This window comes from Deinococcus sp. AJ005, assembly GCF_009017495.1.
GTDB lineage: Bacteria > Deinococcota > Deinococci > Deinococcales > Deinococcaceae > Deinococcus.
The window spans coordinates 1,118,792-1,141,573 of record NZ_CP044990.1 but is presented as its reverse complement, the minus strand read 5'-3'; the positions used below and the strand labels follow the sequence as shown (position 1 = coordinate 1,141,573).

Sequence of the window (22,782 nt, the reverse complement as noted above, 5' to 3'; positions counted from 1 at the left end):
CGCGGTCCCCACATGATTTACCTGGATTACGCTGCTACCCATCCCATGACCGCTGAGGCGCTGGCGGCCTATGCCCGTGCCGCCGCCCTGCCCGGAAATCCTGCCAGCATCCACGCAGCGGGACAGGCGGCCCGCGAACTGCTGGAGGAGGGCCGCGCGCGTATCGCCTCCGCTTTCGGGGTGGACCCGCGCACATTGATCGCCAACAGCGGCGGCACCGAGGGCGACAACGCCGTGCTGCTGGGCGTGGCGCGGGCGTGGCAGGAGAAGCACGGTACACCCGGCCACCTGATCACCACGCCCACCGAACACTCCGCCGTGCTGGCCCCGGCCCGCTGGTTGGAAGCGCGCGGCTGGCAGGTGACGTGGCTGACCCCCGACGCCTACGGACGCTACTCGCCGCAGGAGTTGCAGGCCGCACTGCGCCCCGACACCGCGCTGGTGTCCATCCACCACGCCAACAACGAGCTGGGCACCGTGCAGGATACGGCTGCGCTGGCCGCCGTCGCCGCCGCCCGTGGGGTGCCGTATCACAGTGACTCAGTGCAGGCCCCCGGCATCCTGCCCGTGAATCTGCCCGAGTGGGGCGTCACCTACGCCACCTTCAGCGCGCACAAATGGGGCGGACCGCGCGGCGTGGGCTTCGTGTACGTGCGGCGCGGCTCGGAGTTGCCACCCGTGACCTTCGGCGGCGGGCAGGAGGGCGGCACCCGCCCCGGTACCCAGGACACGGCAGGAGTTTATGCGGCTGGGGTGGCCCTGAGCACGGCGGAGGCGGAGCGCGAGGTGACATATCTGCATCTTTCCCACTTGCGTCAGCGCTTCGTGGCTGCCGCGTCCAGCATTCCTGACCTGCGAATCAACCATCCGCCGGACGGCAGCCCCAAACTCGCCTCGGTGACGCTGCCTGGGGCAGACGGCGAAGCCCTACTGATGAATCTGGATCTGCTGGGCGTGGCCGCCAGCGCCGGCAGCGCGTGCAGTGCGGGCACCATGCAGCCCAGCCATGTCCTGAGCGCCATCGGCCTGAGCGACGCCGACGCCCGCGCCAGCCTGCGCTTCAGCTTCGGGCGGGCCACCACTGAGGAAGAGATCGATAGGGCCGCAGACGCTCTCAGGCAGGCGGCACAGTGGAGCCGCGCTTGAGCCTGCCGGATATTAAGACCGCCGAACAACTTCTGCTGGATGCTGCCGCCCTCAACCCCGGCGCGTGGGTGAAGCATTCGCGCCACGTTGCCCTGGCCGCGCGGAACATTGCTGAAGTCCATCCCAATCTCGATCCCACGCGGGCCTACACGCTGGGCCTGCTGCACGACATCGGGCGGCGCACGGGGCCGAACCGGGACCGCCATCTGCTGGACGGCTATGACTTTCTGACTGGGCTGGGCTATGCCGACGCCGCCCGCATCGCCGTGACGCACTCGTTCGTGATTCCCAGTATGGACACCTTGCAGGGCGACTGGGACGGCACACCGCGAGAGTGGCAGCGCCTGAGCGAAGTGATGCTGGGCGCGCAGCAGACTGGTGAGGACCGACTGATCCAGTTGTGCGACATGCTGGGCCTTGCCAGCGGCTTCTGCACCATCGAGGAGAGGTTGGTAGACATCGCGCTGCGCTACACCTTTAACGCCAGAACGCCCGACAAATGGCGTGCGAAACTGCAACTCAAGGCCAACTTTGATCACGAATGCGGCGTCAACATCTACCGCCTGCTGCCCGGGCTGGCAGAACGTCTGCTGGCTTAGTCTGAACTTCAAGACGCCCCGTCTATACTCGCTGCAATGACAGCTCAGACAGGAAAAATGCAAGCAGACGTGATCGTCGTGGGGGCCGGATCGGGGGGCTGCGTGGCGGCGCGGCGGCTGCTGGACGCGGGACTGCGGGTGCTGTTGCTGGAGGCCGGTGGGCGCGACAGCAACCCGTTCATCCGTGCCCCGGCGGGCTTTCCGCGCCTGTTCCGCTCGGCGGTGGACTGGAATTTTCAGACGGTGCCCCAGCAATGTGCCGATGGCCGAAGCTTCTACTGGCCGCGCGGCAAGGTGCTGGGCGGCAGCAGCGCCATCAATGCCACCATCTACATCCGGGGGTCAAAGCGCGATTACGACGGGTGGGGCGAGGGCTGGACCTGGGACGAGGTGCTGCCCACCTTCAAGGCTCTGGAGAACTTCCGGGGCGGAGCCTCTGAAACGCGCGGGGCAGAGGGAGAACTCCCGGTGGGTGCGCGGGCCGCCTCCCACCCATTAAGCGAGGCGTTCGTGACGGCGGCAGCGGGCGCGCTGCATATTCCAGAGGCGAAGTCGTTCAACGACGGCACGCTGGAAGGCGCGGGCCTGCTGGAAAGTAACCACCTGCATGGCGAACGCTACAGCGCCTTCCGGGCGTTTCTGAAGCCTGTTTTGCAACATCCCAACCTGACGGTGCTGACCGGCGCCCAGATGCTAGAACTGCTGTGGGACGGTTCAAAAGCGGCTGGCGTGCGCTTTCGCTGGCAGGGCCGCACGCTGGACGCCCCGGCAGACGGCGTAATCCTGGCGGCAGGGGCGGTGCAGACCCCGCAACTGCTGATGCTCTCGGGCGTGGGACCGCGCACCGAGCTAGAGAGGCACGGCCTGCGCGTGCGCCAGCACCTCCCTGGCGTGGGCGAGGGCTTGCAGGACCATCTGGCGGTCCCGGTCATCTTCCGCTCCCACACGCCGTCGCTGGAGGCCATGCCGGAAGCCTTAGCGCTGGCCCACTATCTGCGAAACCGCAGCGGGCCGCTGTCCAGCAACATCGCAGAGGCATCGGCCTTTGCCCACGCGCGCCCCGGACTGGACCCGCAGACCGATGAACCGGACCTGCAATACCACTTCGGCCCAGCGTATTTCCGGGACCACGGCTTCAGCAAAGAGTCGGGCCATCACTTCTCGGTGGGGCCAGTGCTGGTGGAGCCGCACAGCCGGGGACGCATCACGCTGGCCTCGGCAGATGTGGGAGACGCGCCGCACATTGACCCGCAGTACCTGATGGACGTGCGCGACATGCAGAGCCTGATCGCCGGGGTCAAACTGGCCCGCGAGATCGCCGACACGCCGCCGCTGCTGGCCCACCGTGGGGGAGAGGCGTTGCCCGGCGGCGGCATCCGCAGCGACGCTGCCATCGCTGCCCACATCCGCGCCGAATCGGCGACGCTGTATCATCCTGTCGGCACGGCGGCGCTGGGGGACAGCGAGGACGCGGTGGTAGACCGCCAGTTGGCCGTCCACGGCACGCAGGGTTTATGGGTGGCGGATGCCAGCGTTATGCCGCGCATCATCCACGCCAACACCAACGCCACCACAATGATGATCGGCGCGCGGACAGCGGAGTTTGTGGCGCGCGGTCTGTAGCGCCGCCGCTGTAGATAACCCTTGAATCACCTCCACCCGCCTCCCCCTACAATGACCGCGTGATCAACAACGAACGCGGCTGGACCCTGGGCCTGGGCGCTGGCGTGCTGCTGGTGGGCGCGCTGGCGCTGGGTCCGGTGCTGCTGCCTCGCCCGCAAGTGCCAACAGTGACGCGCGTGGCTTTGCCGCCTCCGAGCGCTCCTGCTGTGCCGACAGCCAGAACCGAACCGCCCACCTTTCCCACCACTGCCAGCATCAAACCGCTGATCTCGGGCCGGGTCAATCTGAATACGGCATCTCAGGAGCAGCTTGAGGCCCTGCCCAAAGTCGGCCCGTCGATGGCCCTCAAGATCATCGCCGCGCGGCCCATTCGCTCACAGGCCGATCTGGACGCCATCAAGGGCGTGGGCGAGGCGACGCTGAAGCTGCTCTTGCCCCTGGTCAGCTACTAGTGTTGAACCTGCTGGTGTCGGTATGACACGAGAGGCGGCGTTCTCGATCACGTCCCTGACCTCCGAGGGAACAGCGGGGCGGCTGGCGTGGTCCGTGCCCGCCGTCTTTGGCGTGATGGGCGGCATTCAACTGGGGCTGGGTGCGTGGTGGGGCGCGGCGACGCTGCTGCTGGGCGTCATTCTGGCCTTGCGCGACGCCCGCCCGCTGCTGGCGGCGCTGGCACTGCTGGGCGCGGCGCTGGGCTTCGGCTCCGAGCGGCTGGTCACTGGGCGGGCCGATCCGTTGGCCCCCTGGATAGGCGCGCAGGTCACGCTGAGTGGCGAGTGGGACGGGCAGTTTCTGACCCTGAAAGACCCGCGTGCGCGGCTGGCGGTGGCCCCCAAGCCTGCCGTCAAACCAGGCAAACTGGTGGTCAGCGGGCGGCTGGTGGCCCCGGACGGACAGCGCACCCCCGGCGGTTTCAATCAGGCGGCGTGGCTGCGTGCCCAGGGCGGCATTTTTCTGACCACGCCGACGGCGATCCTGGTGGCCGCGAAGGTACGCGACTCCCAGGCCGAAAAGGGCTTGCGCGGGTGGTTCAGGCGCGGCCTAACAGCGGGCCTCCCACAACGTGAGGCGGCGCTGATGACGGCCATCGAACTCGGGGACCGCAACGACATAGGGCGCGAAGACTTCGCAGAGGGCTACCGCATGCTGGAAAATAATAGTTAAGTTCCTGAATTCAGCGGATTTTGTGGAATTTTCTAACGTAAAAAAAGAATAGTTGTCTTCCGAAAATCAATTTTGTGTGAGACTTGAGGCAGTTGGAAAGAATAGTTATCTTCCCATCATCAAGGAAGGTCAGAAAGTTTATGCAGGGCGACAGCAGCCACAGTAGCCCAAACTTCAAGTGAATCACTGACAGGCCGACGATGACTGACCTGCTCCCCGAAAACCGATCCACATGAGAATGGAGTGTCTGGCACCATAGGGGACCATCCCCGGAGGTCAGCATGAAGGGAAAGAAGCACACGGAAGAGCAGATTGCATTTGCACTTAATCAGGCTGAAATTGGCGTGTCCGTCGGTGAAATCTGCCGGAAGATGGGGATCGCCGAGTCGACGTTTTACCACTGGAAGAAAAAGTTCAGTGGCCTGGGGGTCACTGAACTTCGCCGCTTGAGACCGCTCGAGGATGAAAACCAGAAGCAGGGGCAGCTCGTGGCTGACCTCAGCCTCGACAAGATCATGCTCCTTCCCCGTCATCAAATCAAAGCTTTGAGGCCCGTCCAGCGCGAACACTTGGTCCAGCATCTCCAGGCTGGCTACCGGGTCAGCGAACGGCGGGCCTGTCAGGTGCTTCGCGTCGCGCGAAGCACCTTCCGCTACGCGCCCAGACGCCAGCAGGATGAATACGTCATCTTGAAGCGCATGATCGAGATCGCGCAGACCCGTGTGCGCTACGGATATCGGCGCATTCACGTCCTGATGCAGCGTGAAGGGTGGCAGATCAACCACAAGCGGTTGTACCGCTTGTATCAGCAGGCGGGCTTGAATCTCCGGATGAAGCGGCCCCGCCGACGGGTCAGCGCTGCGCACCGCGCGGCGCGAACAGATCCTATGAAGGTGAACCAGGTCTGGTCGATGGATTTCGTCTCGGACGCGCTTTTTAACGGAAAGCGGTTCTGCACTTTGACACTGCTGGACGTCTTTTCCAGGGAATGCCTGGCCATCCACGTGGATCTGAGCATTCGCGCGGAGCGCGTGGTGGAGATCATGCGGAGCGTGACGCAAGCTCGGGGAACCCCCGAGCGGATCCAGGTAGACAATGGCAGTGAATTTGTCAGTAAAGCGCTCGACCTCTGGGCTTATGAGCAACACGTCACTCTTGATTTTTCACGTCCTGGACGGCCTCAGGACAACGCCCATATCGAATCATTCAACGGCAGTTTCCGGGATGAGTGCCTGAATACCCACTGGTTCCTGTCGCTGGAGGACGCCGCGGAGAAGATTGAAAATTGGAGGGTCGACTATAATTGAGGTCAGGCCGCATTCGGCGCTGGGAAATCTCGCTCCTGGAGCGTTCGCAGCGCAGAGTGCCTCTACCCACCGCCCGTCAGAGATTCCAAGCTGACCTGGACCGGTTTTTGGGGGCGCCTCAGAGGTACGATTCAAGTGCAACGGGACTGGACCGACGGAGGGGGGAACCTCACAGTGACAACTCTGGAGAGTGTTCATGCCTTAGCTGCTCACCTAGAAATACTGCCGCCACATCGCTGGTTGGAGAGCTTGCACCGCCCGTCAAGATGATGGCCCTTCAGCGCGATATTGATCTTCCTTCACTTCATCCGGTTAAATTTGTCATCCAATTTGTCGAAGATATGCTGAGCGCTAGCTGCATATGCACTGCTGTAAGTGGCGGTCAGCGTCGTCACTCCACTAGAGGTGATGACGTTAAAAGACATTTCTAGTGGCAGTGTTGCCAAGTAGCTTTCGAAACTAGCGTTGTCAATTGCCGTTGCATTGGAGCGCAGCACCACACTGTTGCTGGTGATTTCTTCAGCACGCCACGGCTGCCGGGCCTGGGGCACCGGGGCCGTAGGGGCCAGAGAGACCACGGCGGCCAGCACGGGGTTATCGTCCCCCGCCTTGACCACGCCAGTGGTGTATCTGAGGTTGGCGGTCACTCGCGTGGCAACGGGCGCAGCCGCAGGGAGAGCGCTGCGAGCGGGCAGGGGGGTACAGGCCCCAAGGATGGGAAAGAGGAGCATAGGCAAGAATCGGCGCATATCAAAATCTCCTATTTGGTTTGAATGATGGGAGGAATAAAACTACTGGGCTTGAGCGGCAACGTGGCAACCAATGTGATCTCTTTATCGTAGTCGCTGGGACGCATGGCTCCGCGCGTTAGCAGGTTGGGCCGCCGCTTCAGATCGTCCAGAAAGTCGCCCCCTGGGATGCCTGTGACCTTGAAAGTCAGACGGGTGGCGATAGCCTCACTCCCTTGAATGATGTAAGGCTCGCTAGCTCCTGCCGTGATGGTCTTGGCGTCTGGCACTGCCTCAGCCTTCAATAAATCAAAGCCAAGACAGAAGTTTGAAGAACCGGCAGAACCGGCCTGCCAGTTGGCCTCATAAGGCACAACAGGCGTCAGGATGACATGATCCGCACCATCGGGTAAACGTTCGTGCGTCGTCTTCGCCAGGCGATGTCGCTCAATGAAATCCACCAACGCACTGCGGTTCCCGAACAGTATTCCTGAGCTGAGGCGGGTGCCGTCCAGCTCCAAGCTGTCCAAGCAGGGAAGGCCGTAGTTATGAGACGCCGTATTCAGAAGCGCTGTCCCACCGCTATCGAGAAAAATTTTGGCAGACGCGTCGAGTTGTCCCTGATCAGGCTCACTCTTGCAGGCGCTCAGTAGGAGCGGGAGAATCAGAGCCAGTTGGAGGGAAAAACGCATCACGACAATCTCCTGGGCAACAACATATTAAGCTGCCAAATGTAGTCGCGGTAAAGGCCGAGCAAGCTTTCAGATCTAGAAAAAACCTCCACAGTCACGGCATCCTCAGAAATCTGAAGATCAAAATGAGCAGTAATCTGGGGGTAGCGCATGGCACCGTCTGGATGTCTGCACACTAAAAACAGGGCGTCGCTCTTGTAGCCATCGACATGCCACGGCGGCTGCCTATCTGTTCGCAGCTTTTTAGCGGCGTCCCGAGCAGCCTTCAGAAAATCTGTGAAGCATGCGCTGTAGGTCACGCTGAGACGCTGCAAGGGAATGTGGAGGGGTGGAATGAAGGCAGGGTCACCGTTCATATATCTCCAGGGGGCCACCGTGCCTGATGTAATTCAATCGGCTCTCGATCATATCTTCCTCCTAGTCCTTAAAGTCACAGTACAGATACTCACTGTACTACAAACAACAAGATTTGTGACGCTAGTGCGATGCCTACAACACAACGACCTCCCAGCACAGAACGCCTTGTCTTTGGTAAGCGGCTGCGAGCTGAGCGACACCTCATTGGACTTACCCTTGAAGATTTGGCAGAAGCGGCAGACATGAATTGGTCCTACATCGCCCAGGTGGAGCGCGGTACCCGGAACATTGGCATCGATAACATGGCGGCGCTGGCACGCGCGGTAGGTGTGCCTCTGGCCTTTTTGCTGCAAAGCAATGACGAACCTGCGAAGCGTGGGTAGGCAGACGAGTTGGCGGAAGTGGCCTCGCCGTCTCAAACCTTGACAAGTTCAGTCAGGCAGTTCTGATAGCTTTCTTCGTGTAAACGCCACCCTCTGCAAATACCTTGCTTCTCGCTCTCTCCATTACTAGACCTCTTGCGAAAGTCGTGCGCTAGGGTAGGGGATGGTTGGCACGCTAAAATATCACCAGGCCCTGAAGCTGAATCGCACGAGTTTTCGCCGTCGCACTGGTGTGTACCCCGAAACATTTCTAGAGATGGAGACCGTGTTGCAAGAACGCCATGCCAACAAAGTCAAATCTGGACGGCCACCTGCACTCTCTTTGGGAGCGCAACTCCTGATGACGCTGGAGTTCTGGCGCGAGTACCGCACGTTGTTTCACATCGGCCAGGACTGGGGTGTCCATGAGGCCACGGTTCAGCGAACCGTGGTGCGTGCCCACGATGCCCTGATACAAAGCGGGAAATTCTCGCTTCCTGGCAAAAAAGCCCTGATTGACCACGGCACGGTCTTCACAGCCGTGCTGGTCGATGTCAGCGAAGTCCCGTGTGAGCGCCCAAAAAAATCAGAAAAGGTGGTATAGCGGCAAGAAAAAACGCCATACCCTGAAGTTTCAGTTGCTGGTGCATCCAGTCACCCATGAGATTCTCTGCATTGCCGCTGGGCGAGGCTCCACGCATGACCTGCGTCTCTTTCGAGCCTCCCAGACCGACATTCACCCTGAAACTGAATTGGTTGCCGATGCTGGCTATCAGGGCGTTCAACACCAACACCCGCTGTGCCGTACACCGCACAAGGCGAGCAAGAAACGCAAGCTCACTCCGGCACAGAAAGCAGAAAATCTTCGACTGGCACGCTTCAGAATCGCTGTTGAGCATGTCATTCGTCGGCTCAAGATTTTTCGAGTGTTGAAGGAAACGTATCGCCATCGGCGAAAGTGGTTCAGCCTCCGAGTCAACCTCATCGCCGCCATCTGCAACGCCACCGCTAAATGTGCCTGACTTTCGCAAGAGGTCTACTGTTGGACCATGACCCACTCGTGGCCTTCTGTGCTGGCTCAACTGAACATCCCAAACATCATCGGTGACGGTTTCTCAGCCCTTGCCTTCGGCCCGCTGATAGACCGACTGAAGCAGGCTGAGGCCGATGAGGACGAGGACATACAACTTGTCTGCCGAATCCTGGCATGCGCGGCTATCCTTCATTTTCATCCCGATAGTGAGAAAACGCCTTACGGCTCACCCACTGACAATGTTCGTAATCGTCTGTTTGATCGTGGACAAATGACCGCCGAAGCCTCGACTGTATTCAGCGCTGTGGCTGAACATGTGGAACATTCCAGCCTGCAAGCGCGGGCCAATGATCTGCTCTGGGTCTTCGCCAAGGATCATGCAGCGGGACAAAGGGCTGTCCAGCACTACTTGGACGTGGCAAATCAGGCAAAAGACTCTGAGGAGTGGGTGCGGGACATTGATGCACTTGTTCGGGCTGCCAACCTGTCACTTTCCCTAGGGCGAGGAGCTGTGGAGCGGGCCACCGTGACAGCGGCGTTGGAGAAGCATGCTCAAGACCCGCGCCTGGGAACAACATGGGCCGCAGCCCGTCTGATGGAAATGCTGCTAGAGCGTGGGGCAGGAGAGCCTGTCACGTATAGCGTCATCGCAACCCAGTACGCGCAGGCTGCTCAGGACGCACAGCACTGGCATCTCGCCCATCACTACTGGATCATCGCGTCGAAGTGGCACAGCAGGGCAGACAATACGGCAGCCAGGAATGCCGCGCGGATTGATGCCGCAGAAATGCGCGTTGCCGACGGCGAAACCGCTCTACAGGGAGGTGGGAAGAAATTGTATGCGGCCTCCTGGATAGAAACCGCCATCCGGGAACTCCGTGGCATCCCTGGCACGAAAGAGCGGGTTAGGGCATTGCGCCTTCAGTTGATTGATCTCCAGGCAGATTCAGTAGAGGAATTTGGAACCATCAGCGTTCCTCTTGGGGAAGAACACTTTCGGAATGTCCTTGAGCTGGCGCGTAAGCAGGTCAAAGCGGATGATCCCACCGACGCGGTGATCAAACTTGGCCGAGTTGCCACTGAGCAAAGCGTTGGCGCACTGAGAAAAGCCGCTGAGGAAGAACTGTCGGCACCTTCACTCCGGTCACTCTTCTCTACAAAATACGTGGATGGGATGGGACGAATGAAGGCGTCCACAGGCACCTCAGACGAGGCTCGGATAGACGAGCTGATGCGGCAGCGCCAGACCCTTACCCATCAGACTTTCGCGTTCCCCTTCTTATACGAAGCTCGGACGGCCCTGCTAGACGAGCATATTATCCACCGGGATCATCTGATGCCGTTGCTCGACGGCAACCCATTCATCCCGGCTGGACACAGCTACGCCATATTGCTGGGTCTGGAAGCAGGTCTGCGCGGCGACTTCATTACGGCTGCCTCGCTCCTCACCCCGAAGTTTGAGACGCTATTGCGGCACATCCTAGAACACTCTGATGTCATCACCACATCCCTGGCCGCCGATGGCGTGCAAGATTCCATTGAGTTGAATCGGCTACTCAGAGAGGATGAGTTTCTAGAACCTCTGAGACGATGGCTTGGCGAGGATTTCGTCTTCGAGCTTCAGGGACTACTGGTGAGCCGGTACGGCTACAACTTCCGCAATGATCTGGCCCATGGCTTGGTGCCCGACAGTCTGGCGCAACGGATCGGTGAACTGATCTGGCACGCCGCCCTGAGAATCGTATGTCTTCCCATTCCCCCAAATGCGTCTAAGGTTGAGGAAACGCTGACTACCCCTCAAAACTCCTGACCTGAAACAGAAAGTCGGCTCCAGTAGGGTGTTTTCTGCGATGAAGACCCCATCCCGAAACCGACACCCGCAGGATACGTTGCAGATTGCGCTGCGGTCTGCCTTTCCCATCGATGCCCGCCTGGCCGTTCTTTCAGCCCTGATCCTCGCCATGCTTCAGGCGCGAACCGTCGTGCTGTACACCCTGAAAACGCATGTCCACCTTCCTGGCACGCTGGAAACTCGTTACCAGCGGCTGCTGCGCTTCGTTCAGTTCGAGTTTCCCGATGCCTTTTTCGCCCGGTTTGCCCTGTCGTTCTCGTCTGGAGACGACCTCTGGCTGATCCTGGACCGGACAAACTGGAAACTCGGTTCGCAGGATGTGAACATCCTGCTGCTCTCTGCCGTCTGGAACGGGTTCAGTTTGCCTCTGATGTGGACGTTGATCCCACACGGGGGCAACAGCAACAGTGCCATCCGACAGGCCCTCATCGAGCGTTTCCGAGCAGCCTGTCCTGAGCGCAAAATCAGCGGTCTGCTCGCAGACCGCGAATTCGTTGGCAAGGCTTGGTTCACCTTTCTGAAACAGCAGGGCATTGCGCCGTGTATCCGCTTGCGCGCTGACTCAAAGGTGGGCGACATGCCCGTCTGGGCCTGCTTCAAGAACCTCCAGCACAGCGAATTCAGAATCTGGCACCGCCCGTTGGTGGTCTATGGGGTCAAGCTCCGGGTCTTGGGAACCAAGAACGCAGCAGGCGAAACCTTGTTCCTGGCGTACCAGGGGCGCGGGGCCAAGAATTTGGCCCGCTACAGTTTGAGATGGCAGACCGAAAATCTGCATGGTGCTCTCAAAACACGAGGCTTCAATCTGGAGGATACGGGGTTAACCCGTGCTGAGCGCGTGTCGACACTGCTCACCGCAGTGTCGATCTCATTCATCTGGGCCTGTGTGACCGGGGAGTTTCTGGCCCGTCTTTCCCCCATCAGGAAGAAGAATCACGGCTATGGGGAAGTCAGCGTCTTCCGGTTGGGCCTGGATCACCTCCAGGATCTGCTGCTTCATCCTTCGACGGCGTCCTGGCGGGCATTGGCAAAGCTTACGCCTCGTTTTGAGGGGTAGTCAGGGCAGCGACACTCCGATAACCGAGACGAATATCAATAAAATTGGTTATCTTGCGGCTGCGCATCGTCCTATCTTCATCGCCCACAACCTCACTATTGATCGCGGCATAAATTGGAATTCATGAGTTGGCGAGGCAATTGAACGTACCTGATGCGCTGCCAGGCACCGACAAGTTTCCGCTTCAACATCGTGACCGAACGGGCACAGAAGTTTCCCAATGCATTCCGCTTCACGTCCGCCCACCAGCTCAATCGGATGCAGGTCTGGCGCATAAGGCGGCAACTCCACCAGAGAAAGGCGTTCGTGGAGATCCACGAACGCCTGAACCGTTTTCGCCCGGTGAATTCCAGCATTGTCCAGCACGATCACGATCTCCCCCTGGATGTGGCGCAGGAGATGCCGGAAAAATGCGATCACGTCCCCACTGCGAATAGCCCCCAATACGGTGTTCTGCAAGAAGTGCCCGTCCTATGTGATCGCGTCAACGGGAGAGAGCTTTTCCCAGTTGGCTAGTAGCGTGACCAGGGGCGTGATGCCCCTGATTGCCTACGTCCGCCGCCTCACACCCTTGAGCGAGAATCCCACCTCATCCAGAGAGATGAGCGTAGCTCTCGCAGCCACCTTTTTTTTCAACTCTGGCGGAATCTGTTCCCGCCAGGAGGCAATCCGAAGTTCATTCCGCTCAGCCGCTCAGCCGCTCGTCCATCCGGCATCTGTGGCGTGAAACCGATTTGACGCAGGATCTTCTGGACGTGATCGTGGTGATACCAGATCTCAAAATGCCGCCCGATCAGATCTGTGACCCGGCGAATCGTCCACGTGTCGTTGGAAAAGCCGTGCTGCGGCGCACCCTCCCGAAGGAGGGTGCTGAACTGGTCGAGTTGGTGAGAGGTCAGACGTGATGGTCGCCCGGTGGCCACTGTGGCCTGAAGTGTCCCGATCTTCTTGAGCCGGGCGCTCCAGGTGGTGACGGTCAACACAGACACGCTGAATTTGAAGTGTTCGGCAATCTCGCGGTACCTGTATGTACCGTGTTGGAGCCATTCGGCGGCGGCCAGTCAACGTTGCTCAAGCTGGGCGCGAGAATATTCTGCGGGTTGCCATGGGACCATGCCGTCAGAATATCAGGCTGTATTTACAAGCGTCTAGGCCGCGCTGTGTCATACTGACCGGGTCTCCAGCTTTATGTTCACAGGCCACTTGTGACGCTCCCAGCTCCCACAGGATCCCCCCTCTGAGTTGCTGCTGCGCCCGGAATCTGTTCGAGCGAGGCCCTTATGGATGAACCGCTCTTCTCCGCCGCTGACCTGAACCGCTACGAGGTGCTGACTCGGATGGGTCTGGGACTGACTGCACCCACAATTATGAAGGCGCCGGGTCCGCTCAGTCCGGCATAGGCCAGTGTCCAGGGCATTCCCCTCAAGCACTCCACACCCGCTGAGGCGGCGACGCTGGAAGCCTGAAACGAGACGCTGGTTCCCGGCGCTGCCGAAGCCGAGATGGTGCAGGCCCTAGTCATCAGTTTTGCTCCGGTGCATGTCACCCTAGAAGACTGACAGCCGCAACTCAGCTAGGTGCGCGGTGCATTTACGGCAATGGACTCACGCCTGATTATTTTGGATAGCGCAGGCGGTGGGCAGACAGGACGCTTCGAAATTCCATGCTTAGATCGACGAGGATGATCGATGGGTGTCTTCAGGATTAGTGTTCCCGGTATAGAAGAAATTTGGTAGAAGTTGAAACAACTACATATTTAGAGGTGGAAAATGTCAAGATTGATCTTAGTTATTTTGTTATTACTCTCTGGAGGCTTTGCGAATGCAAAAGCAGAAGTGCAGTCGTTTTATACGCCTACTATACCATCTTCCTTCTGTACTGAATTGAGATACTTATATAAAACAAGTGGTATCTCGATTCAGAATGAATTAGCAAATGGATCCAAAAACTTTTCTTTACCGATTATGTATCAAAAAGAAATCATAGGATATGTTATGTGTGGAATAAACAGTAAAGAATCCATTCTAAGTGGTGAAGATGGAGAAAATTATTTAATTTATCAGGCATTAGGTTTAAATGAAATTGATAATGAAATAGAAAGATTAAATAAGTTATGGCCGAATGGTATACCATGTGAAGACGCTTGGAATAGATATCAGGATGCAGTTGAGAATTATAGAGTTAATTTTACATATTATACCATGGCCTCAGCCACAGGTCAAGGAATCGCATGTCTTTTTGGATCTTGTGATGGTATTGTCGCAAGTATTATTGGAGGATTAATAACTGTATTAGATGAGAGTGAAAAAGGAATGCTAGAGAGAGAAAAAGCCTATGGGGTTTGTGCTATAGATTATAAAAAATCTGAATCTGACATCAAAGATTGGCTTGATTCTGCCGAAAAATTTGTAGGAATTTCAGCGATATCTCATAGATATTATTCTGGACTGAATCGAATCGAAACAGATGCGTTCTATTTAAGGAACAGCGGCTATATATATAAAGATCTAGAAAAAAGTTCTATTGAAGATACAAAAGGCTTTTGGCTCGTACATGACGATTTTGATAAATTAGCTACTGAAGCATTTCAAAGAAAGTTTAAGAGAACGCCTGATATTACGAAAACTGAGGATTTATTCGAGTATATGCCATATTTACTAGAATCCAAAAATTTTAAAATTACCAGGGAAAAATATCTATTGGGATTAAATGGCCTCTCAGATCACTATAAAACAACATTGGACGGGTTAATTCCCTTGAGAGAGGAGATACTCAAACATGTCAAACAATAGACTAAATAATTGCCAAAACAGAATATACATGACAATCTTTATTCTTTCTACTTCAATACTCGCGGATCCTGTTAATGCACTTCAAATAAATTATGATTTAAGATATTGTTACGGGGGTTGTCAGAATACTGGAGAAGCCCATCTGCCAGGAGTCTATATTCTTACTCCGCCAACAATCGGGACATATCCATCGGGATTATATACAGGAATCACTCCAATAAATAATTCGCAACTGCAAAAAATATATAATGATACGAAACAAGCACTTGAGCAATCTATTGCAAGGATTCAATCCAATGATGACACATCGTCTATTGGTAAAGAAATATCCAATTCAATTTATCAAGAAATAAAAGGTAATATAAAAACAAATCAAGAAACGCCACAAGGAAAGCTAGTTGCCGAGATTATGATACAAGATTTGCTGGATTCATTAGAATTATATGGAAAAATGAAGACTAACAGTGAGTATCCGAACAGATTGAAGGGTGAAAATCCAGACCAAGACTTATTCCTTCCTCAAAACTCAACCTATAATTTTTATTCCAAGAGCCAATTTTATATTGAGAGAAGCTACCATAACCGCAGGAGACTTCAAACAAATACACTGCAAGCTATGGATAAATTGATGTCGCAGAACAGACTTGAAGAAGCAACAAATTACTACGCATTTTATAAAAATTTAATTTCCAACAATAGATCGTTATTGGATAAGCAAATTAGTGCGCCAGATGAAACACTAAAAAATTTATCTCTTCTGCCTCAAAATAAATATGAAAAACTGGGAGATTCTTCTAGTCTTAATCAGCTATACATTGACTTAAAGAATGCACAAGCTATTGCAGTGGACAAAAATGTTATACCTGCTGGCATCAAAGCTGTTAAGATTGCTAATACTGCCCTAATCAGCGGAGATAAAATTGAATACGAAATCGCAAGAACCTTAGCAATATCAGCTTTGGAAATCGGTTTAGGTATCTTCCCTGTGACATCAATACCCATATCTGCGGCCTCAATATTAACGGGCAAAAGTATGTTTGATGGCCATGAGTTATCTGATTTTGAAATTACAACACATTATATCGCCTTATGTATACCATTCTTTCCTATCTCTAAACTGGCTACAGTTGCCAGCAAAACTGAGGTTTTTAAAGATATTATTTTAAATATTAAAAATTTTAATCCGAAAATATATGCTAACACAATTCTCAGAGTAACAGAACTTGGATCAAGCTTACCAGAAGAAAAAACTCTAAAGATGATGTCATTTATTAGTACGATCAATTCCGAGTCGATTTTTGCGAAGAGTATTGGTAACCGGGCACGACAACTTAATTATCCTGCGGGAGTAACTAATAAGGAAGCTGAACAAATGATTAATATCTTCGTAAAAGATGCAAAGCCGCTCAAAACCTTTAAAACGACAGTCTACACTACTCCACAATATGTTTTTCGTGGCCCTGCTATCAAGATTAGAGGGACACAAACCATTACTGAATTCAATCTAGAAGTGTTTGATGTTATGAAAATTTATGATCCGAAGCAAGGTTCATATGTTTTACAGAGAACTCGACGAGGAATGCTAATTAATATGCATCTACCGGTAATTGGCAAATGACTAACGCCCTGGAATAATGGCTTGATGCAATTTATTAAGTTAAAAGGCTAAAATCACGATTAATATGGATTCGGCAGTACCTGACTACCCCTCAAAACTCCTGACCTGAAACAAAAGGTCGGCTCCAGTAGGGTGTTTTCTGCGATGAAGACCCCGTCCCGAAACCGACACCCACAGGATACGTTGCAGACCGCGCTGCGGTCTGCCTTTCCGATTGACGCTCGCCGCCTGGCCGTTCTCTCCGCCCTGATTCTCGCCATCCTCCAAGCCCGGACGGTGGTGCTGTACACCCTGAAAACGCACGTCCACCTTCCTGGCACACTCGAGACCCGGTACCAGCGGCTGCTGCGCTTCGTTCAGTTCGAGTTTCCTGATGCCTTTTTCGCCCGGTTTGCCCTGTCCTTCTTGCCTGAAGACGACCTCTGGCTCATCCTGGACCGCACGAATTGGAAACTTGGTTCACAGGATGTGAACATTCTGTTGCTCTCTGCCGTTTGGAACGGGTTCAGCTTGCCTCTGATGTGGACGTTAATCCCGCACGGTGGGAACAGCAACAGCGCCACCCGACAGGCTCTCGTCGAGCGTTTCCGGACAGCCTGTCCTGAGCGCAAGGTCAGCGGTCTGCTCGCAGACCGCGAATTTGTCGGCAAAGCGTGGTTCACCTTTCTAGAGCAGCAGGGTATTGCCCCGTGTATCCGCTTGCGCGCTGACTCAAAAGTAGGCAGCATGCCCGTCTGGGCCTGCTTCAAGAACCTCCAGCACAGCGAATTCAGGATCTGACACCGCCCGTTGGTGGTCTATGGGGTCAAGCTCCGGGTCTTGGGAACCAAGAACGCGGCAGGCGAAACCTTGTTCCTGGCGTACCAGGGACGCGGGGCCAGGAATTTGGCCCGCTACAGTTCGAGATGGCAGGCAGAAAATCTCCACAGTGCGTTAAAAACACGCGGCTTCAATCTGGAGGACACGGGTCTGACCCGCGCTGAGCGAATCTCGACACTGCTCACAGCAGTGTCGATCTCATTCATCTGGGCCTGTGTGACCGGGGAGGTTCTGGCGCGTCTCTCCCCAATCAAGAAGAAAAACCACGGCTACGGTGAGGTCAGTGTCTTCCGGTTGGGTCTGGATCATCTCCAGGACCTGCTGCTTCATCCCTCGACATCGTCCTGGCGGGCACTGGCGAAGCTCACACCTCGTTTTGAGGGGTAGTCAGTGGACATACTTTGAAACCTATACCCATTATAGCTCGGCGTGTGAGGCATCAGACGCTTTGCAGGGAATCCAGTGGAAGCACAAGTGATAAAACATTGGGACTTTGATTTTGGACTCCCATCTCTACTTGATTCTCGGGCGTACCCCACACAACAGCACAATGGAGAATGAGAAAGGAAAATCCCAATGAGCAACTGCTGGCGCACAAAAATAGTGCGTGATGCCGTTGCGGCATCTTTACACCTGCAACCCCCTTGCTCCGCCGCCGAGCCGGGTATAGATTTAAGGCACCTGCAATGACGACATTAAACGTCTGGCAGTAGGCGCGAGCGACATCCCCTGCTCTACCCACACTTCAGCGCAAAACGCTGATGAGGGCAGGTAGGGGAGGTTATGCCTATGTATTCTGCTCAGTTTACCGTTTCCAACGTTCAACGCACCAGTTGTCCTGCACGCTATTCTTCCTATCTTTGCACCCTACTGATAGGCGTGAAATAATGACGGGCGAACAAGCAAACCTGATCCCTGCGGACGCACGCCGTCACAAGGAGGGGCGTGGTAAGGGAACACTGGCCGATTACGTCCCGTGGATACTCATGCACGAGATATCGTCCAAGGGTCGCAAACATCTATTGCCCGGCTATAAGACTGGCCGCGAACACCACCTGTTGAGTGACGGCGAGGCTGCCTGCCTAAGTGTCCTGGAATGGCATCCAGCCGTTATCGACATCCGTGAGCAATATCCACTGCTGCCTCTCGAATCCACCGTTGAACTGGCGGATCGTCTGGGTATCCATCATCCACTAGACCCAAAGAATGGTGCCCAGCCATTTGTCCTCACCATCGATTTTGTGGTGACCCTCTCGGACGATGTTGCGGTACCATTCAAAGTCATTAGTTTCAAAAAGTCAGCGCAGTTGGAAAATCGCGCGACGTTGATACGCCAGGAGTTAGAGCGCCGCTACCTGACCGATTACGGTCTGGAAGACCGTGAAGTGGATTGGTCCATCGTGACAGAGCATGAACTGCCGCAAATACTGATCAAAAATATTACCCACCTCTCACCGCGCACGTTTGGACTGATCTCCCAAGCGCAGATGACCAGAATACGGGCGGCATTGGAGCAACACTGGCATCCTGCTCTCGCGCTGACCAATCTAGGAAAAAGGGTGGACTGCGACCTTGCCCTGGAACCTGGGAGCGCCCTGTCTGTGGTCCGGCAGTTGATCTATCACGGCCTGTGGGTCTGCGATCTAAGGAACACCATCTTCAGAGTCAACCATCCACTGACCGATTTGATCGTGGATCAGCGCAAACAGATGCCAACTTGGAGTGTACGGTCATGACGGCTCAGCCCTGGCCTGCGATCAATACAGTCCTCCGTAGACTCGGTGAGGACGGAGAGAGACGTTACGAACGCCTTCTCTGGATTTCTCACGACAGCGAAACGCTGCTCTTCATCAATGTGTTTGACCCTTTCGCGCAGCCGTTTTTCCTAAGCAAAATTGAGTTCAGTGAAGATTGGCAAGCAGACACGCTGACCGCTTTACAGGATGAGAATACAGCAGAAGGTGTTGAAGTGCTGGCGCGCTGCCGCCCCCCGCTCTTCTTCAACGGCGGTGCAGCGGCGACATCCAATGAGGGTGATGCCCAGCGCCGCGCTCTGGAGACCGCCTGGCTTGGACTAACCCCTATTCTCGACGCAGGGCCAGAGCAGTATTTGCAACCTTCAAAGCGCCGCCCACTAATTCGGAGCGCAGCCTTAAAGGCGGGAGTCTCGGAAAAAACCATACGACGCTGGCTTCGCACTTATCTGCAATTGGGGCAGACCAAAAATGCTCTTGTCCCAGCTTACGCACGGCGGGGAGGGAAAGGAAAGCCGAGGGAGTATACCGGGCGCAAGCTTGGGCGTCCATCGGTACGGGGCCAGTTAAATCCAGAGGTTGAGGGAATTAACGTCACAGGCCGAACGGCAGAGAAACTTGTTCTGGGCATCAACAGACATTACATCCGTGGAGGACGTACCCCAGAGCAGGCATATCAAGCCACCCTGGAAGACTCTTTTTCGGATGAAGACTGGACGGGTGGCTATCCAGTGCCAGTGCTATGGCCTGCACACCGTTGCCCAACCAAGACCCAGTTTCTGTACTGGATGAAGAAGACGAAGTACGGTGATCTCGCCAAGCATCTGACCCAGACCGTAGGGGAACGGCGCTATGGACGGGAGTTGCGGCCCCATATGGGCCGGGACAAGCGCCGCGTCTCAGGACCGGGGGAAGTGTACGTGGGTGATGGGATGGTGGTGCCGATTCACCTGCTCAACGGCATCAATCCCGCATTTCTAAACAGGTTTCCGAAGGTATACGTCTTCGTGGACGCATTTAGCGCACGGTGGGTCGGAGTATGCGTCACTTACGAAAACTTGAACTATCACTCCGCGAAACTAGCTTTATACAACGCCGCCAGCGACAAGACCGATTTTCTGGCCCGGTACGGAATACACGACGCGGAGTTTGCAGCAGGCTATTTGCCTAGCAAACTCCACATTGATGGGGGCGAATTTGCCAACGGTCAAATCCGGCATATCGCTGAACATCTAGGCCTGGCTTTCATGCAAGACCCGCCTTACCGTCCAGACCTCAAGGGACTCGTGGAGGGGGCCATCAGTTCACTCAAGAGAATGCTGGTTGCCCGCCTAGACGGTACTGAGCGAAGCAGAAAGCGAACTCCAGGCGAACATGATGTCAAGCTCGATGCCCGCTTCACGCTGGATGAATTCACTTGGGCGCTCCTGCGGACGATGCAGCACATGAATAAATTCCGCAGACTCTCTCTTGATTTTCTGGACGAAGACATGCTGCGTGACGGCGTACAGCCGTTCCCCGACGAAATCTGGGCCTGGGGTCTCACACACCGGCCCCAGCACCGCCGCGTCGTTGATGCCACTGAACTGGCGCTCAGCCTATTGCCGGTGGGCAAGGCGAGAGTGACGTCCTCTGGGCTGTCGTACAAAAACAATATGTACTGGTCCCAGCGAGGAGACGACGAACAATGGTGGGGGCGGGAACGAGAGCGGGAATACAAAGGTAGCCGCACCGGCCCAAGATACGTAGAGGTGTCGTATGACCCTTGGCGGATGGATCAACTATATCTGCGTATTCCCGGTGAGCAGACACATGAGATCTGCACCCTTAAAGATCACCACAGTGCGTTTCAAGCCCGGTCTTTTGTGGACTATGACGAATGGACGGTTAATCAGAAGGCACTGAAACAAGAAGGTGAGCAACACATTCGGCAGGGTACGGCAAACTACAACGCTGACCTCCAGCACCAGGCAGCAAGGGTAGAAGGCCGCCTCCAGGTCCACCGGGCAGGGCGTTCCAAAGCGGCCAGAGCCACGGTTGATGCCGCCCTCCAAGCCTCAGAGAAAGCGCTCCGCCGTGAAGAGGATGCGCTGTCGACCATCCTTGTGCCATCGGACGAACCACCGCACGCCACTAGTCACCCGCAGAGGTCGGCAGGTTACATCGCCCCACCTACATTCATGGATCTCTTGCGCTCGACACCAAGGAGAACTAAATGACGGCCACACTGCCAAGAATGCGCCCTCTTCTCAGAGGAGCAATTATCCACGCTACATATACCGCTCAGTCCGTTTCCGAATACCAGGGGCATCCGCTGATTGAAGCGATCCCGGATCGCCGGAACATCGGGCTGGCTCTCGATAAGCAACGCCATGCACCTGCTTACAGCGACGAAGAGAGAGAGCTTCCAGCCTATGACCGTCTCGAGAAGATTTATAATACACGACGCTTCATACAACCTCTTCCCAATTACGTTTACCTCATGAACGCTGTGAACAGTGCATTACGCTGGGGCTATGTTGGGCGTAATCCAATCGATTCTACCCAGAGGCGTGGAATTAGGGAAGCTCTATCTGGAAAAACATTTCTGGACGAAGACTTACCCGCCCCTGCCGCAAGCCAAAGTAGCTTCTATATTCTTGGAACCCCAGGCACGGGTAAGTCAACAGCAATCGAACGAACATTACTTCTCTATCCTCAGGTTATCTTGCACCGAAAATATGCTGATAAGCGTTTCACCGCTGCACAGATGGTGTGGCTCAAACTCGATTGCCCTAACGATGGAAGTGTAAGAGCCATGTGTGTCGCGGCTTTCCGTGCAATTGATGCTGTGCTTGAAACTGGTTATGAGAAGCTATATGTCAGCACCACAACAACTGCTGATATTCTGCTTCAAAATCTTAAAGTGGTCATGGCCGAGATCCACCTAGGTGTATGGGTTATTGACGAGATTCAAAACCTCAAACAAGCCTCCTCTGGAGGTGAGGCTAGACTCTTGAGCTTTTTTGTGGAGTTGATGAACACTATTGGCGTTCCAGTTATTCTCATTGGCACTCTCGCCGCGAAAGAGCTTTTAACTCGTGATTTCCGAATCGCGAGACGTGGAACCGGCCAAGGCGACTTTATTTGGGAAGTACTCAAGTATGATGAGGCTTGGCAAATATTTATTGAAGAGCTTTGGAGATATCAATACACTACAATACCGACACCATTGACTGAAGAATTGAGTATGGCTTTATTCAACACGTCACAGGGTATCGCTGACATGGCCTGCAAAATTTATATGCTGGCACAAGCTCGTGCGATTGTTCGAGACGAACCAGTAGAAATGTCGGCTGACCTATTTTACTCAGTCCTACAAGATAGCCTAAGACTCGCACATGGTGCGTTAAAGGTTTTGCGACAAGGTTCGACAGGAAAAGCACCACTCGCGATGATCCAAGACCTCTTCATTACAGGTGACATTGCAGATCAAATCATCGAAGATGCGCGAAAAGCTACACGATTAATGACCGAGCTACAAAGCCTAGTCACAGTTCACACGACAATGACGCCATCAATCGAAGCAGTCGCTCGACTTCGGAATCAGGGAGTTACAGAAGCCATTGCCTTTGAGGCGGTCAGAGTGGCGATGAGCAGTCTGGGTGAACACGCGACAGCTCAAGATTTGATTGCAGTTGCTGCACCGGCAGCAGCGCAGCAGATAGCCAAACAAGTAACAGTTGGACCCAAGAGGAAGCGTAGAGCGAATCTTGGCGGCTTGGAGCTGCCACAGATCGCAAAAGACGCGCCCACCAGCGTTCACAATAGTCTAAAACGGCATGGTTATGTTCAAAATCTTCTAGATGTCGTCAATACAGAAAATTCGGAGGACTGAAG

At 55.2% G+C, this 22,782-nt stretch carries 19 protein-coding genes and 2 pseudogenes; 17 read left to right on the top strand and 4 right to left on the bottom strand.

The features are described 5' to 3' along the window. Positions 1-12 precede the first annotated feature (12 nt). The 6 genes from DAAJ005_RS07375 (at position 13) to DAAJ005_RS07350 (ending at position 5,933) form a co-directional block, all read left to right on the top strand. Positions 13-1,146 carry a cysteine desulfurase family protein gene (locus DAAJ005_RS07375; RefSeq protein WP_151846548.1) on the top strand — a complete coding sequence of 378 codons (1,134 nt, stop codon included), beginning with the start codon at positions 13-15 and terminating at the stop codon, positions 1,144-1,146. Continuing rightward, complete coding sequence (locus DAAJ005_RS07370) at positions 1,143-1,745, top strand: HD domain-containing protein (RefSeq protein ID WP_226342625.1); 603 nt, start codon at positions 1,143-1,145, stop codon at positions 1,743-1,745. The genes DAAJ005_RS07375 and DAAJ005_RS07370 overlap by 4 nt, the downstream gene beginning before the upstream one ends. Positions 1,746-1,781: 36 nt before the next feature. Further along, complete coding sequence (locus DAAJ005_RS07365; protein WP_151846546.1) at positions 1,782-3,368, top strand: GMC family oxidoreductase; 1,587 nt, start codon at positions 1,782-1,784, stop codon at positions 3,366-3,368. Positions 3,369-3,427: 59 nt separating this feature from the next. Further along, positions 3,428-3,820 carry a helix-hairpin-helix domain-containing protein gene (locus DAAJ005_RS07360; RefSeq protein WP_151846545.1) on the top strand — a complete coding sequence of 131 codons (393 nt, stop codon included), beginning with the start codon at positions 3,428-3,430 and terminating at the stop codon, positions 3,818-3,820. Positions 3,821-3,842: 22 nt separating this feature from the next. Then, positions 3,843-4,532, top strand: coding sequence for a hypothetical protein (locus DAAJ005_RS07355; protein ID WP_151846544.1), 690 nt, complete (start codon positions 3,843-3,845; stop codon positions 4,530-4,532). A gap of 281 nt (positions 4,533-4,813) precedes the next feature. After that, positions 4,814-5,933, top strand: a protein-coding gene (locus DAAJ005_RS07350; protein WP_151846543.1) for an IS3 family transposase whose coding sequence is annotated in 2 segments (ribosomal slippage) — positions 4,814-5,836 and positions 5,838-5,933 — 1,119 coding nt in all. Because the reading frame shifts where the segments join, the coding sequence is not laid out codon by codon here. A gap of 205 nt (positions 5,934-6,138) precedes the next feature. Here DAAJ005_RS07350 and DAAJ005_RS07345 read toward each other — a convergent pair. From DAAJ005_RS07345 to DAAJ005_RS07335, 3 genes are all read right to left on the bottom strand, one after another. After that, complete coding sequence (locus DAAJ005_RS07345) at positions 6,139-6,486, bottom strand: hypothetical protein (RefSeq protein ID WP_151846542.1); 348 nt, start codon at positions 6,484-6,486, stop codon at positions 6,139-6,141. A gap of 113 nt (positions 6,487-6,599) precedes the next feature. Next, positions 6,600-7,259, bottom strand: a complete 660-nt coding sequence (locus DAAJ005_RS07340) for a hypothetical protein (protein WP_151846541.1) — start codon at positions 7,257-7,259, stop codon at positions 6,600-6,602. After that, positions 7,259-7,615, bottom strand: a complete 357-nt coding sequence (locus DAAJ005_RS07335) for a hypothetical protein (RefSeq protein ID WP_151846540.1) — start codon at positions 7,613-7,615, stop codon at positions 7,259-7,261. The genes DAAJ005_RS07340 and DAAJ005_RS07335 overlap by 1 nt, the downstream gene beginning before the upstream one ends. 129 nt (positions 7,616-7,744) lie before the next feature. Here DAAJ005_RS07335 and DAAJ005_RS07330 point away from each other — a divergent pair, with 129 nt between their 5' ends. The 5 genes from DAAJ005_RS07330 (at position 7,745) to DAAJ005_RS07315 (ending at position 11,920) form a co-directional block, all read left to right on the top strand. Further along, the gene (locus DAAJ005_RS07330; RefSeq protein WP_151846539.1) at positions 7,745-7,999 is read left to right on the top strand and encodes a helix-turn-helix domain-containing protein; all 255 of its coding nucleotides are present in this window, start codon (positions 7,745-7,747) and stop codon (positions 7,997-7,999) included. A gap of 163 nt (positions 8,000-8,162) precedes the next feature. Further along, on the top strand, positions 8,163-8,582 hold the full coding sequence (locus DAAJ005_RS19150; protein ID WP_226342624.1) for a transposase family protein: 420 nt from the start codon (positions 8,163-8,165) through the stop codon (positions 8,580-8,582). Continuing rightward, on the top strand, positions 8,548-9,000 hold the full coding sequence (locus DAAJ005_RS19145) for a transposase family protein (protein WP_255448053.1): 453 nt from the start codon (positions 8,548-8,550) through the stop codon (positions 8,998-9,000). Before DAAJ005_RS19150 ends, DAAJ005_RS19145 begins: the two co-directional genes overlap by 35 nt. Positions 9,001-9,027: 27 nt before the next feature. Further along, positions 9,028-10,821 carry a DUF4209 domain-containing protein gene (locus tag DAAJ005_RS07320; RefSeq protein WP_151846538.1) on the top strand — a complete coding sequence of 598 codons (1,794 nt, stop codon included), beginning with the start codon at positions 9,028-9,030 and terminating at the stop codon, positions 10,819-10,821. 40 nt (positions 10,822-10,861) lie between these two features. Further along, positions 10,862-11,920, top strand: coding sequence for an IS4 family transposase (locus DAAJ005_RS07315; protein WP_151846537.1), 1,059 nt, complete (start codon positions 10,862-10,864; stop codon positions 11,918-11,920). Between the two features lie 95 nt (positions 11,921-12,015). Here the strand turns inward: DAAJ005_RS07315 and DAAJ005_RS07310 are convergent. Beyond that, a pseudogene (locus DAAJ005_RS07310) lies at positions 12,016-12,981 on the bottom strand (IS630 family transposase). Between the two features lie 708 nt (positions 12,982-13,689). Here DAAJ005_RS07310 and DAAJ005_RS07305 point away from each other — a divergent pair. The 6 genes and pseudogenes from DAAJ005_RS07305 to DAAJ005_RS07280 all read left to right on the top strand — a co-directional run bounded on the left by DAAJ005_RS07305 (position 13,690) and on the right by DAAJ005_RS07280 (position 22,780). Next, the gene (locus DAAJ005_RS07305; RefSeq protein ID WP_151846536.1) at positions 13,690-14,712 is read left to right on the top strand and encodes a hypothetical protein; all 1,023 of its coding nucleotides are present in this window, start codon (positions 13,690-13,692) and stop codon (positions 14,710-14,712) included. Between the two features lie 28 nt (positions 14,713-14,740). After that, positions 14,741-16,330, top strand: a complete 1,590-nt coding sequence (locus DAAJ005_RS07300; RefSeq protein WP_151846535.1) for a hypothetical protein — start codon at positions 14,741-14,743, stop codon at positions 16,328-16,330. Positions 16,331-16,474: 144 nt separating this feature from the next. Further along, positions 16,475-17,536 (top strand): annotated as a pseudogene (locus tag DAAJ005_RS07295) (IS4 family transposase). A 500-nt stretch (positions 17,537-18,036) separates the two neighbouring features. Then, positions 18,037-18,885 carry a TnsA endonuclease N-terminal domain-containing protein gene (locus DAAJ005_RS07290; protein WP_192930897.1) on the top strand — a complete coding sequence of 283 codons (849 nt, stop codon included), beginning with the start codon at positions 18,037-18,039 and terminating at the stop codon, positions 18,883-18,885. Then, complete coding sequence (locus DAAJ005_RS07285; protein ID WP_151846533.1) at positions 18,882-21,122, top strand: Mu transposase C-terminal domain-containing protein; 2,241 nt, start codon at positions 18,882-18,884, stop codon at positions 21,120-21,122. The genes DAAJ005_RS07290 and DAAJ005_RS07285 overlap by 4 nt, the downstream gene beginning before the upstream one ends. Beyond that, positions 21,119-22,780, top strand: coding sequence for an ATP-binding protein (locus DAAJ005_RS07280; protein ID WP_151846532.1), 1,662 nt, complete (start codon positions 21,119-21,121; stop codon positions 22,778-22,780). The genes DAAJ005_RS07285 and DAAJ005_RS07280 overlap by 4 nt, the downstream gene beginning before the upstream one ends. Positions 22,781-22,782: the final 2 nt, after the last annotated feature.

Bases quoted from the DNA above. Each gene is read 5' to 3' on its own strand.
- DAAJ005_RS07315 (WP_151846537.1), top strand. From the start codon at position 10,862: ATGAAGACCCCATCCCGAAACCGACACCCGCAGGATACGTTGCAGATT.
- DAAJ005_RS07290 (WP_192930897.1), top strand. From the start codon at position 18,037: ATGACGGGCGAACAAGCAAACCTGATCCCTGCGGACGCACGCCGTCAC.
- DAAJ005_RS07340 (WP_151846541.1), bottom strand. From the start codon at position 7,259: ATGCGTTTTTCCCTCCAACTGGCTCTGATTCTCCCGCTCCTACTGAGC.
- DAAJ005_RS07330 (WP_151846539.1), top strand. From the start codon at position 7,745: ATGCCTACAACACAACGACCTCCCAGCACAGAACGCCTTGTCTTTGGT.
- DAAJ005_RS07375 (WP_151846548.1), top strand. From the start codon at position 13: ATGATTTACCTGGATTACGCTGCTACCCATCCCATGACCGCTGAGGCG.
- DAAJ005_RS07285 (WP_151846533.1), top strand. From the start codon at position 18,882: ATGACGGCTCAGCCCTGGCCTGCGATCAATACAGTCCTCCGTAGACTC.
- DAAJ005_RS07365 (WP_151846546.1), top strand. From the start codon at position 1,782: ATGACAGCTCAGACAGGAAAAATGCAAGCAGACGTGATCGTCGTGGGG.
- DAAJ005_RS07300 (WP_151846535.1), top strand. From the start codon at position 14,741: ATGACAATCTTTATTCTTTCTACTTCAATACTCGCGGATCCTGTTAAT.
- DAAJ005_RS07355 (WP_151846544.1), top strand. From the start codon at position 3,843: ATGACACGAGAGGCGGCGTTCTCGATCACGTCCCTGACCTCCGAGGGA.
- DAAJ005_RS07335 (WP_151846540.1), bottom strand. From the start codon at position 7,615: ATGAACGGTGACCCTGCCTTCATTCCACCCCTCCACATTCCCTTGCAG.
- DAAJ005_RS07305 (WP_151846536.1), top strand. From the start codon at position 13,690: ATGTCAAGATTGATCTTAGTTATTTTGTTATTACTCTCTGGAGGCTTT.
- DAAJ005_RS19150 (WP_226342624.1), top strand. From the start codon at position 8,163: ATGGTTGGCACGCTAAAATATCACCAGGCCCTGAAGCTGAATCGCACG.
- DAAJ005_RS07320 (WP_151846538.1), top strand. From the start codon at position 9,028: ATGACCCACTCGTGGCCTTCTGTGCTGGCTCAACTGAACATCCCAAAC.
- DAAJ005_RS07280 (WP_151846532.1), top strand. From the start codon at position 21,119: ATGACGGCCACACTGCCAAGAATGCGCCCTCTTCTCAGAGGAGCAATT.